This window comes from Bacillus sp. SD088 (genome assembly GCF_017355205.1).
Classification (GTDB): Bacteria; Bacillota; Bacilli; order Bacillales; family Bacillaceae_C; genus Lederbergia.
In genome coordinates, this window is record NZ_JADIJK010000002.1 from 222,831 (window position 1) to 236,143 (window position 13,313).

Annotated in this window: 9 protein-coding genes; 2 read left to right on the plus strand and 7 right to left on the minus strand. The window is 39.7% G+C overall.

Annotated features, from left to right (window positions below; all coding sequences use genetic code 11):
* Window positions 1-8: 8 nt before the first annotated feature.
* On the minus strand, window positions 9-470 hold the full coding sequence (locus tag IPU53_RS02695; protein WP_207447318.1) for a PadR family transcriptional regulator: 462 nt from the start codon (window positions 468-470) through the stop codon (window positions 9-11).
* A 220-nt stretch (window positions 471-690) separates the two neighbouring features.
* On the opposite strand from IPU53_RS02695, the gene brnQ reads away from it, so the two are divergent.
* Both brnQ and IPU53_RS02705 read left to right on the plus strand, forming a co-directional pair.
* Window positions 691-2,151 carry a branched-chain amino acid transport system II carrier protein gene (brnQ, locus tag IPU53_RS02700; RefSeq protein ID WP_207447320.1) on the plus strand — a complete coding sequence of 487 codons (1,461 nt, stop codon included), beginning with the start codon at window positions 691-693 and terminating at the stop codon, window positions 2,149-2,151.
* Window positions 2,152-2,343: 192 nt separating this feature from the next.
* Window positions 2,344-3,432: a 5-methyltetrahydropteroyltriglutamate--homocysteine S-methyltransferase gene (locus IPU53_RS02705; protein WP_207447322.1), complete on the plus strand. Its 1,089-nt coding sequence runs from the start codon at window positions 2,344-2,346 to the stop codon at window positions 3,430-3,432.
* A gap of 51 nt (window positions 3,433-3,483) precedes the next feature.
* Here IPU53_RS02705 and IPU53_RS02710 read toward each other — a convergent pair whose 3' ends face one another.
* From IPU53_RS02710 to IPU53_RS02735, 6 genes are all read right to left on the minus strand, one after another.
* Complete coding sequence (locus tag IPU53_RS02710) at window positions 3,484-5,691, minus strand: outer membrane protein assembly factor BamB family protein (RefSeq protein ID WP_207447324.1); 2,208 nt, start codon at window positions 5,689-5,691, stop codon at window positions 3,484-3,486.
* Window positions 5,692-5,725: 34 nt separating this feature from the next.
* Window positions 5,726-7,858 (minus strand): alpha-N-acetylglucosaminidase, encoded by a 2,133-nt coding sequence (locus tag IPU53_RS02715; RefSeq protein WP_207447326.1) that lies wholly within the window; start codon window positions 7,856-7,858, stop codon window positions 5,726-5,728.
* A gap of 89 nt (window positions 7,859-7,947) precedes the next feature.
* On the minus strand, window positions 7,948-9,327 hold the full coding sequence (locus tag IPU53_RS02720; protein ID WP_207447328.1) for a sulfatase family protein: 1,380 nt from the start codon (window positions 9,325-9,327) through the stop codon (window positions 7,948-7,950).
* Window positions 9,328-9,456: 129 nt separating this feature from the next.
* Window positions 9,457-11,094 carry an extracellular solute-binding protein gene (locus IPU53_RS02725; RefSeq protein WP_207447338.1) on the minus strand — a complete coding sequence of 546 codons (1,638 nt, stop codon included), beginning with the start codon at window positions 11,092-11,094 and terminating at the stop codon, window positions 9,457-9,459.
* 389 nt (window positions 11,095-11,483) lie between these two features.
* A complete protein-coding gene (locus IPU53_RS02730) occupies window positions 11,484-12,260 on the minus strand; it encodes an SIS domain-containing protein (protein WP_207447340.1) in 777 nt (258 codons plus the stop codon).
* A gap of 9 nt (window positions 12,261-12,269) precedes the next feature.
* Window positions 12,270-13,220, minus strand: coding sequence for an ROK family protein (locus IPU53_RS02735; protein ID WP_207447342.1), 951 nt, complete (start codon window positions 13,218-13,220; stop codon window positions 12,270-12,272).
* Window positions 13,221-13,313 lie beyond the last annotated feature (93 nt).

The window sequence follows — 13,313 nt, forward strand, 5'->3', positions numbered from 1 at the left end:
GGATCCCCTTACTTATTTTTCTTTACTAAACGCTCAGTCATTTTATTAATCAAAGCGATTAATTCCGATGCATCTTCAGGATTTCCTCGTGTTTGTTTCATTGCTTTTCGGAGTTCTCGTTCCCAAGCTTTGACCGACTCCCTTAGTTGTAACGATTCTTTGGAATTTCGCCAAATCATTCTTTCTTTCCATTCCGTCCAGAAATCACCCTCCTCATGCTGCACCATTTCCTCTAACCGCTTCAAACCGCTCTGGTTAATGGAATAAACCTTTTTATCCAATCCTGAATCCAATTCAATGAGTTGCTGATCCAGTAATTCCTGAAGAGCAGGATAGATGGTGCCAGCACTTACCACATATGCACCATCAGATCGTTCTTCAAGCTCCTTCATAATTTGATAACCATGCATCGATTCCTCGGCCAATAAGTGCAAAATCGCTAGTGGGATAAAGCCTCTACGTCTCCTCATTTTAGCCCTCCTTTATCATATCGATAATTATAAACGATATATCGTTAAATAACAATCGTCATAACAAAAAGGATTTGCCTGATTTAAGACAAAACCCTTAATTCCCCCCCATATCATTTGATCTTACTGCTCCGTTTAATTCACAATTGCACCCGAAATACCAAATTTTACAGGTCTTCATTTCCTTATTATTTGCCGCAATTTATTGAATTTTATACAAATGAATAGTATCATAGACTCTATTCATTTATTGCATACATTAAAAACAGGCTATATTTGGGCATCTTTGGAGGGAACAGCTTTGACACAAGAACAATTACCTTTTTCAAAATATATTGCGATCGGCATTATGCTATTTGCGCTATTTTTCGGTGCCGGAAATTTAATTTTCCCAGCGGAATTGGGACAAAATGCAGGGTCACATCTTTGGCCAGCAGCTTTAGGATTTCTGATTACCGGTGTTGGTTTGCCACTAATGGGAGTTTTAGCGATTGGCTTTGCCGGAAGCCGTAATTTACAAGAGCTTGCTAGCAGAGTTAATCCAACGTACGGCATCCTTTTTACTTGCTTACTATATTTAACGATCGGACCATTTTTTGCTTCCCCACGTACGGGAACGGTTGCCTATGAAGTAGGCATTGCTCCTTTCGTAAGCGATGGTTTTCAACAAGGGGGATTGCTGATCTTTTCATTTTTATTTTTCTCTGCTACCCTTTGGTTTTCACTAAATCCTGCAAAGCTTATTGATAATGTTGGAAAGATCTTGGCACCAGGGATCGTGATTCTCCTTACGATTCTCTTACTCTTCGTCATTATAAAACCAATGGGTGCCGTTCAGGTCCCAGTAGGAGAATATGCGAATAACGCATTTTTAACTGGATTTCTAGATGGATATAATACAATGGATGCACTCGCTTCGCTTGTATTCGGGATTATCGTGATCAATTCCGTTCGTTCATTAGGTATTACTTCAAAAAGTGGGATTCTTAATGCCACTGTAAAATCAGGTCTAATTGCCGTCACATTACTCGGTGCTATTTACATTGGCATTGCCTTTATGGGAGCAACAGGTACTGAAGCCTTTGGATTTTTTGAGAATGGCGGGCCCGTGCTAAGCAATGCTACTTCCTATTATTTTGGCGCTTTTGGCATGATAATGTTGGCAGTTCTGATCACACTAGCATGTTTAACAACAGCCATTGGCTTAACAACAGCATGTGCTGAGTATTTTCAAACGCTATTTCCAAGATTCAGCTATAAATCATTAGTAGTATTTTTCGCGGCCATTACCTTTGTTTTTGCTAACTTTGGCTTAACGAATATCATTACTTTCTCAGTTCCTGTTCTGATGTTCCTTTATCCACTTGCGATTGTATTAATGATTTTAGCTTTTCTATCTCCATTATTTCATCATAAGCGTGTCGTTTACGTGTTAACGACTGTTTTTACGTTTTTGATCAGTATCTTTGATGGTTTAAAAGCGTTATGTAAATCATTAGAAATTGACCATTTTGCTTGGATGACACCATTCACTACGTTCTACCAAAAAACATTACCGATGTATGATGAAGGACTTGGCTGGTTACTCCCCGCCTTGATTATTATTATCATCGCGACTATTGGGGTTCGATTGAGAGCCGAAAGACAGAGCAAAATTGAAGATGGTGTGAATCATTATTAGAACTAATATAAAAAGCAGGAGCAAAGAGCCCTGCTTTTTATATCGCTACAATCATTTGGTAGGGTTCTCTGTCAATTATCAATACGGGAGGGTATAGCCTATTATTATAACTAGAGATAAATTTTATATCTTACTTATAACGCTGTTTCAATGGTAAACTATTCCCAATGTAAATTTTTGGGAGGAAATTTGATGACAAAAACACTTGTTAAGGCGCCATTTCGAGCGGACCAAGTAGGAAGTTTATTACGTCCGGAAAATTTAAAAAAGGCTAAACGCGATTTTAAAGATGACAAGATCACAATTGAACAGCTCCATGAGATTGAACGTCAAGAAATTAAACATGCGGTTGAGAAACAAATTGAAGCCGGCTTGCAAGTCGTAACTGAGGGGGAGTTTGGACGTGACTGGTGGCATTCGACCTTTATGGAACATTTATTAGGAGTTGAAGGCTATGTTCCAGAGCAAGGCTATCACTTTTCCAAGCAAGAAACGGATCCTTACGATGTAAGACTTGTTGGCAAAGTAGCATATAACCCGAATCATCCATTTTTTCAACAAGCAAAGGAATTATTAGAAATTGTTGATGATAGGGCTGTGACAAAATTTACGATTCCAAGTCCGAACCAATTCTTCCATCCCGCCATTATCAATGGTCACTATAAACATTTTGAGGAATTTGCAACAGATATTATTGAGGCTTACAGGAAGACGATAGATGAGTTCTATCGAATCGGTATTCGTTACCTTCAACTAGATGATGTGTACTTAGCGGTTATCGCAACAGCCGACCTTCCTCCAGAAGAAAAGAAAATTCAAGCTGAATTGGCAGTAAAAGTTGTTAACAGCATTCTGGAAGGAAAACCTGAAGACTTAACGGTGACAACCCATGTATGTAGAGGAAACTATCGCTCTGACTATTCCTTCTCAGGCGGCTATGACACTGTCGCACCAATTGTCTTTGCGAATGAAAAAGTCGATGGTTTCTTCTTGGAGTATGATGACGAACGATCAGGTTCATTTGAACCCCTTCAATACATTCCAAAAGGCGGCCCAAAAGTTGTTCTAGGTCTAGTAACATCAAAAACTGGTAAATTAGAAGACAAAGAAGTGATTAAAGCAAGAGTTCAAGAGGCAACAAAATATGTACCCTTAGAACAACTATGCCTTAGCCCACAATGCGGCTTTGCCTCCACCTATCACGGCAATATCTTAACAGAAGACGAACAATGGAAAAAACTAAAACTCGTTGTTGATACCGCTAAAGAAATTTGGGGATGACAAAAAGCGGGGCCTGTCCCCCATTGTGATAAAGTATTAACGCAATGGGGGTCAGGCCCTTTTTAATGTAATGCTTTGAATGCTACCATCTTGTCCCGCTAAAAATAATCGATTTCCATATAGTACGGGTGTTGAATATACGCAGTCTGTTGAGAAATGGTGTTGGTCGACAATGTGACCAGTCGACAGATCCAACCCCATAAGTAGGCCATTTACACCAGTGATGTAGACGAGATCACCACTAGCGATTGGTGAGGTATTGAAAATTCTCTGAGGTACCGTGGTTTCCCAAAAAATCTCTCCAGAATATGGATCAATTGAGGCGATATTTCCCCATTCATTCATAAGAATTGCTCTTGTTTCTTCTAATGCATGGATAAGAGGAGCAGAATAAGGATTGGAGACCTTACATGTCCAGATGATTTCCCCGCTATGACGATTCAAGCCGTACGCAGCCGCTACAGTTGAGACCAATACAATCGGAGGATTATCGTGATTATTTGGAACAATGACTGCCTTTGTCCCCCACGGACTATAAATGAGCGTACTAAAAGGCCTGTCCCTTAGGTCCAATGCTTTTTTCCAGAGGATACTCCCTGTTGTTTTATCTAGTGAATAGATGTGGCCATCCCCAGCGCCTAAGTATAGCGCCCGCCCATCAACTGCCGGCATTCCCGCAGAGAACCCGCCTATTTCAGTCGCCCAATTTTGCAATCCACTTTCTATTTTTAAAGATAAGACATGCCTCCCTGCACAAACAATGATCTGAGAATAATCAATCACAAGAGTAGCAAGCACAGCTCCATTTGCCTTATAGGACCATATTTCCTGCCCATTCGAAGGGTTTAAAGCATAAACCCTGTGGTTCTTTGTCCCGAAAATAATAAGATTATCTGAATGGGCATACTGAGGGGTGCCCAAGATTAAAGCCCCTGCATGAAATGTCCATAATACTTTCCCCTCAAGGGTTGAGGCAAGCACCTGACCATTCGTAGTTGCAGCCACCACTAGAGGAGGAGCACCCGGACTTTCGTTCACTATCTCCAGTCCAGCCTGTATAGGTTCTTCCAAATCCAATAGTTTTTCTAACCGATTAGCCGTCCCATGCTCTGGGACGATAATCTTCAGAAATTCATCCCAATATTGCCTTCGAGTATTCACAACACGAACTTGCAAACGATATACTCCTGCTGGCATTTCATTCATAGCAATATCGGTTTTCCACTCTAGTGGGTATTCCTCATCTTTTGAAGAATATAACTTTTTCCAGTTACCGTCCGCTTTACCAGCCCAAGTATACTCCGGCCAAAACTGATAAAGTACGCTGATTGCCTTGCTTCCTTGGTCTAATCCTACAGTTAAAGAAGCATCTGTCTTCTTAGGTTGAACGACAATAGAATGGGGGCGCTCTAATGCTGCCGGCCTATCCCCTTGGAGCGGGATCTCAGCAAAAAGTCGTAGATTTGGTTCCTGTAGCTTTTCTTTTATTTCCCCAGAAAAAATGGATAGTATGGGCACTCCCTTACCATCATTCTTCTTTTCTCCCCAAAAGAAAAATGGACCATTTTTTATCGCAGGTAAACTAAAGAAAGTTGCACCATTCTGTTCCCATTTATTCTCTTCATGGACATGTCCTGAAAAAACGGCTCTTACATTATATCCCTCTATAACCTCAAGAAACTTATCCTCATTACAAATAAAATAATGATGCTCACCTATTGGATAATGCAAATAAATAATAACAGGGGTCTCTGGCTTTAAAGCACTTAAATTTTTACTCAGCCAGGTTAAATCTTCTTGCGTAAAATACCCCGGCTCCCGCAAAGGCTCTGTTGGGTCCAAAGCAATAAAATGTACGCCTCTGATATCAAAAGAGTACGGAGTAGTACCAAATAACTGCTTATACTTCTCGCCAGCCCATTCGTCCCAGCGCACCTCATGATTACCAGGTATCACATGTAAATGTTCTCGAAAAGTTGATGGAATTAATGCTTCAAACTCCTTGTATTCATGAGGTAACCCGCATTCCGTCATATCACCGAGATGTAAGATAAAATGCGGTTGGCGTTGCAGAGTTAGATATTCATATATGTCTTTTAAATACTGGGACCGTTCAGGAACATTCGGGTCAATATGCGAATCTGCCAAAATCGCAAATGAAAAGTCTTGACCCCCTATCTCGTGTGTTGTTAATGACTCACTGGAAATTTTCGAATCATCATTACTTTCCATGTTTGTTTGTAAAAACTGGTCCGACATGTGGTTTTACCTCCTATAAAGCGAAACAGGCAGTTCATTCCGAAAAAACTTCTTGAATAATGCCACCAACAATTTCGTGAATATCACCCTCTGGTTCAATTGGGAATTCATTATTTTTTTGTGTCCATGCATACTCCCATTCAAACCAATCTATATTCTCCAGTGGCTCTCCTGTCTCTAATGAAGTACGTAATGCATCAATATGTTTTTGCCATCTTGGGAAATAAAAGTCCATCGTTAAGCCGGCCCATTCCTTGTGCCCGTAATCATGAAGAATTTCTTGGGCTGGTGATGCCCAAATTGTAATTAATGCTCTGGCATTATATTCATATAGCGCTTTTTCCTCTTTAGTTTTCCCTAGACTTTTCGCCTGTTCCAGCCATGGACCAAGCAAAAATTCCTTTCGAGTATTTAGTAACCTATCTTGTGTTCTTATAATCTTCAAAAAGGCAGAACTGCTTTTAGAAAAAGCACTAATATCCTGATTTTTATAGGCATCCATGAATGCACGATGAAGCCGCCTTGCTTTATTGGCCAATGCCTGCCGAGTCACATCGACTAAATCATATAAGTAACCATCATTTTCCGTCAACTCTGCATAGGCACGATATAAAAGCTGACAAGCTTCTTCAACCAAAGATGGATCATAATAAATCTCGAGAGAATCCCATTTCTTTTGTTCATTATGATCGAAATTTTTAATAACATCTGCCTTAGATGGTCGTTTATTGATCACACTATGTGTAGGACCAGGCTGTTTGGAATATCCGTACGCACTCTCTTTCAAAAGCTCCCACGCTCTTTGAACGTCTTCGTTCTCCCTACCATATCGCCGTATTACATATTGACGTAACCATTCCTTCATATCTATTTCGCTGCGCCAGCTCATTTCCGTCATTAAATCATACATAACTGGATTTTGTTCAATTCCCTCTCCTGTAAATCCTACACCGACTAAATCACCTGAATGAGAATGATGAAGCGCCTCCAATAAATAATGGGCCGATCCGCTCATATCCCCGTACAATCCACTTCTCCCACCAAAGTTCTGTAGAAAGGACCAGACCCATGGTAAGCCAAAGAATACATCTTCCCCTTCTCGTTTCCATCTTGGTGAATTTTCTCCCCATAAATCAAGAATCATTGTATGATTTTTATCTAAGCCTTTCATAAACGCAGTTGTTGGATTTTCCCACCAAGCCTGTAAGACCCAAACGGCTTGATCATCCGCTTTGACTAGTTCATTTTGAATCAATTCAGCTGCTTTTTTTAGATCGATACCATCCAGATTTCCACCTTCATGAAAAGGATCACCTGCATAAAAATGATCATGACCAAACAAATTCTTCTGTTCTTCATAAAATATCTCTGCCATTTTACTAAAGATAGGATCATCTGGTAATAAAATAAATGGACGCTCTAAGCCTACCCAATCTCCTTGATCCAAGGGATTCGACTCTGGCACTTTTTCTTTAAAGTCTGGCGGGACAATTCCTGTATAAGCTTGCAGAACACGTGTCATCCCCAATTCACGCATGCGCTTATGGATTTTCTCAGCTAGCTGCAAGCGGTCCCTGAACCAATTATCGGATAGATCCCCACCCCAACCGTACATGCAGCCTAACCATTGAAAAGGCAAATAAGCAGGACCTGTGAGATATTTCTTAATTTCCTCATCCGTATACCCAACCCTGGAAAGTGTTCTCCTCCAAACTTCCTCATGCCCCGTTAATTCCAAAACAAGATCAATCCCGTTCAAGGCCATCCAATCTAGTTCTTTTTCCCAGCGCTCCCAATCCCAAAAAACCGTAGAATATGAAAAAGTAACATAATTTAAGTGATAGAAATAATCATAAGGTCTTACTTTACGTACTTTTCCCTCTACCTTAGGTATCGGCTCTGGGATGTGTAACTGATTTCCCGACCAGGAAAAACTCGCCTGACAGTTATACTTTAAATACCAGTTCAATCCAAATGACATGGCTACAGGTGAGGAGCCTGAGACCATTATTTTATCAGCTTGATTATCTAATTCGAACACATGCTTTCCGTTCTCCATTGGTATTCTTTTAAAAACGAATTTTTCTGCCATGCTTACACCTAATAATCTCTCTACAACTCCATGGACAGCTTCCACAGAAAATGAATAATCCACACTTTTAATCATGTCTTGACAACCCCTTTCGAATCATGCTGTCGCTGTCATACCGAATATTTCCTTCGTAGCAGCTGTATGTAAAATGATCAATCTATGAATCACTTTTCATACCCTTTCGCAATTACTGGACCGCCCTCCTGCATCACTGTCCACAATGGATCCACAACATAATCCATTGTCGACATCATTTCATCATGCCACTCAAGCAGCAGATAAGCAGCCGTTTCACATATATCTCTTCGCTCTCTGGCAAGATTGGTTTGCTCATGTGGATCACTTTTCAAATGAAACAACATCTCTTTTTCAAATCCATGGTGCCCATCATGATAACTACGAATATACAACCAATCATTAAACCTAACACTTCGCTGACAGACGTGAACACACTGAGACAAGACTAAATAGGATCTTGCTGTTGATTTCCCGTTCATAATAGTATCGGCATAGCTTTGTCCATCCCATAACGCTGCTTTGTCACCACCTAATAGGTCTATCAGTGTAGGTGCTAAATCAAGATGGTAGTGTAATCCATTGTCAACGATTCCCTTTTTGCCTGTTGGCCATTTAAAAATCATGGGAATATGGCAAGTTGCTTCATCCGCAGTTCCATGATCAGAATATATACCTAATTCGCCCATGTTCTCACCGTGATCGGCACTAATTAAAATGGCCGTATCTTCCATAATCCCTATTTGTTCTAATAATTGAAACACCCTACCAATATGATCATCCATATAACGAATAGCACTATCATAATGATCTACAAACGATCGTAAATCAGCATATTCTTCAACCTGTTGCTGATGTCTAGGCCATTTTGCATAATATGTTTTGGCATGAATATTCATATCTGCTATACTGTGCTGCCCTTCCTTGTTTTTATGAAGTGCAAAGACCTCTTCTGTTAACCATTCTGGTATGGGCTCGCCTTCAAAAGGATTGCCAAACTCCTCTGGTGCGCGATAAGGGGTATGAGGATCCCAAAAATTTAAATGTAAGAACCAGTTGTCCTTGCCTGCATGCTCCTCTATCCATTTAAGTGCAATAGGAAGCACCTGTTCAGCAGATTCATTTCCCTTTTCCCCTATATTAAACACTTCATTAAACCCTGCATTGAAGGCCCAAGTCCCATGTCTTTCGGGAAATGTGCTGATTGATGCTGTTTGATAGCCAAGTTGTCTAAGTGACCCCGGCAGACTCTCTTCCGCCAGTCTTCCCCTTGTTCCTCGACTCGCTCCCTCTATCCTGATATCCCCAGCTGTTCCACCATGCCCGACAACTCCATTATGAATGCCAAATTGTCCAGTCATTAATGCCGTTCTCGATGGTGCACATGGAGCATCTGAACAATAATAATTAGTGAACCGTACACCTTCTTTTGCGATCCTATCGATATTAGGTGATGTATTTCGGTGGTAACCATAGCAGCCCAAGTGATCAGGGCGTAAAGAATCTAAATCTAAATAAAGAATTCTCATTGTACCGGACATCCTTTTTTACTGTTTTTAGAGACACATCTTTCGTGCATGCCGTTACTAGCACTAAAACCCTTGACACTTTAAAAGGGGATATCATCAAAGACCTCCCCTTTTACCTATTCTTACATTCTAGTTTTCTTCTTCTAGAAATCTTCCATAGGCATCATTATAAATTTGCATATATTCATCTAATCCCATCTTTTCGACTGATTCCACATATTTATCCCAATTTGATAGTGATTCATCACCGGCAACAAATTTATTAAACATTTCATCTGTATATTTTTCAATATCTGCAGCCAATGATGACATCTTTTTATTTTCCTCCGCTGTCAATAGAAAATGTGGCCAAATATCTTCTACATAAGGCCGAACCCTATCCGCAGCTTCAACTGATGCTGGATCTGCGCTATTTCCTTTAAAGAATTCTCTTTTGATAATCCCAGGATAACCACCACCTAGCCAAGTAAAATATTTACCCACTGTTTGGTCAAAGGTAAGCCCATCCGGGTTATTATAAAATTCGTCTGTGTAGTCAATTTCACCATCTTCATCGACTTCATATGTTTCTCCTTCAACACCCATAAAGTACAATCTTGCCCCTTCATCACTATAAAAATAATCCATCCATCTTAAGGTTTCGGGAATATGCTCATTGCTACTTGTCACAACAAATCCGCCAATAGAGTTCAATGTGGAGCCTATTCTCGTAACTTGGCGATCCCCATGTGGTCCTTCTAATGCATTCATTCCTACAAAATTCTTGCCTTCTTCCCCGTAAATTCCATTCGGACTAGCAATCACGGTGCTTCCATACAATCCATCTGCTCCGTCCGCAAAGCTCTGATTCGTATCAATTGTAAATATATTTTCCTGAATTAATCCTTCGCTATACAATTTATGCATGTATTCAAGCATTTCCTTATATCCTTCTGATATTGGAAAAAAGCGCGGTTCGTTTGTTTCCGGGTCCAAATCAACGTATTGGTTAGCATGGCCTTTGTTGCCGATGCCAAATGAACCTTTTAATACATCCTTTAACCCGCCTATGTTAAACGCACCATATGGAATTTCGTTTCCGGAACCATCCCCAAATAAATCGGTTTCTTTAACAGCCTTTAAATAATCATAAAATTCATCAGTTGTCTCTGGTAGCTTCATATCTAACTTATCAAGCCAATCTTGCCTAATCCAAAACATCATACCTAATCGAACTTCTAAATATTCAGCATCATGAATAGTAGGAAGAGAATAGATATTCCCATCTGGAAAAGTCATTCCAGCCCTCAATTTAGGATCTTCTTCTAATAACTTCGTTAAATTAGGCATATATTCTTCGATTAAATCATTAAGCGCAACAAACGTCCCTTGTTCTCCATACTTCAACAAATCAGAATTCGATACATGCGCGGTGTAGAATACATCAGGAAGATTCCCACCTGCAAGAGCAAGATTTCGCTTTTCTGTTAATCCTTCAGTTGGTACAAGCTCCCAATCAATTTCAATATTTGTTAATTTTTTATATTCCTTCCAAATCAATACATCATTGTAATTATTCGTATTGCTAGGCGATTTCCCGGCCATAAATTTGAGCGTTATGGGCTCATCAACGATTGGCATACCCGTTTTGTTGAAGTTTTCAGTGTCTTCTTTCTCCGGAGTATCATTGGCTTTCCCCTCATTATTCGATGAGGAATTTTCACTACACGCAACAAGCAGCATCATCGTTAAAATTAAGAACAAAAAAAGTATTTTTTTCGTTTTCATATTCATCCTCCCCATTACTGAGTATTGTCCCCTCGTAAGATCTGTTAGTTCATTTCTTTTCAGAAGCTCTCATTCACCTAATTCCTCACACTGGCTGTTCTTTTTGAGCTTATTATTTTAACGATCGTCCCACCTCCTTCATGGAAATTTCTTGTAAATGTAAGCGGTTTTAAATGGAGTTTTAACACTTATCCATTTGGCCTTATATTTAAATCAAATTTATCACGTTATCTGGTCTTTTGTTATATGTCACTTTTATTTGGGTATGTAAAATGTGATCACCCCTGTTCTTTTTGAACAAACACTCATAATATTCTTGATCCAAAACGAACTGGTATAGGCCTCTCTTCAAGACTTCGAAGGAAACAAGAATGATAAACGCTCGTATTTTAAGTTTCACTCTCATTCGAGTTTTGATTAGGTTTTGCTAAGTATTTTATTCGGTCATAATAACGAGCAATCAACTGCTTATTATGTTTATCTCCCCCTTCTGTATTGGCACTTAATAGTACAGGAGGTGAAGCATTTCTCTTTATTAATTCCTCTACGATTGCGATCATAAGAGTCTGAATAATAATAAGTCCGCCGATCGTCGATGTTGGTCCCACCTTCTTCCCTGACTGATCGTAGGAAAGCACTGCATCTCCGTAAACACCACAATTATCCAATACTAAATCAGCTAGTTCATAAAGCTTTTTCCCGCTTTCATGTCTTGAGTCTGCTGTTGAGGTGTGGTCCATATTGGTTAAGACAATAATGTAAAGACCTCGAGCTTTACATTCCATCGCCATCTCAATCGGAACGGCGTTCATTCCAGAATTAGACACAATAATAATGACTTCTCCCGCTTTTAAATCATAACCATTCAATAAAATACTTGCGTAACCATTTAATCGTTCTAACTGCGTTGTTCTTCCGACATTGATTTCCATAAGGGATTCCTCAAGCATAGCATTAATACAAATTAGTCCCCCTGCGCGATGGAATACATCTTCTGCAATCATATGGGAATGTCCACTTCCAAAGATGTGAAGGATCCCACCCTTTGCAATAGAGTCTGCAATCCGATCTGCAGCTTTTTGAATGTTATCTTTTTGGCTTGTCCGTATCGCGTTTAATTGTTTTTCTAATTCTCCTATATAGCGATCTACTAAATTCATCTTCATTTCCTTCCTCTAATTTTTCTTTTCTCTTTCAAACACATACATTGCAGCACCAATCACCCCCGCTGTTGTCGGCACAGTCGATTGAATAATCCTAATCTTGTTTTCTTTGTACCTACTTTTAACCTCTCTCTGTGCGGAGTCTAGCATGTATCGCCCAGCCTGACTAACACCTCCTCCAATAATATAGTTGTGTGCATCAAATAGGTGTATACAATTGACAATAGCCATGCCTAGTAATTGGCCAGCTTCTTGAAACAACGATATTGCATAGGTATCCCCATTCTCTGCCGCTTCAAATAAATGATGGGGAGTCAACTCTTTGCTTTCGGTGGATTGGTTAAACGTATTATAATTGTTATTTAAATCCACTTTTACTCTTTCAATAAGAGCAGAAGCGGATACATATTTTTCTAAACAGCCCGTATTTCCACAATTGCACTGCTTTCCATTGTGAATAATGCTCATATGTCCTAAATTTATCGCTCCTCCTGCCCCGTTAAAAGCCTCACCATTCTGGATTAAACTAGCTCCTAAGCCAGTACCAATACAAATAAACATATAATGATCTAGGGCTGTTGCTGTGTAAAATTGTTCTCCTATCGCCCCTGCCACTGAATCACTTAATAAATGGACATTGAGATGCAATTTGTTCTGCATGATCTCAACTAACCGTACATGATTCCAGCCTAAATTTACTGCATATTCAATCACACCATTATCAGTGTCTAATATTCCAGGACTAGCAACTCCAATACCTGACAGTTGGGGGTATACATTATGTTTGTCCATGAAGCTTTTAATCGCTTGACAAATGAAGTCTAGCTCAGCACGGTGAGCAGCATCTCTTTTCACCAATAAAGACTGACTATCAATCCATTCACCATATTCAGTCACAAGTGCTATTTTTATATTTGTCCCTCCAATGTCGACACCCACTGCGATTTGAGCATTTTTCATCATTACTCACACCTTTGTCATTCATCCAATATTTTTATAGCGCTTACATAAGGGGTATACTATCGTCGGATGCCAGCACCTTTTTGAACATCCTTA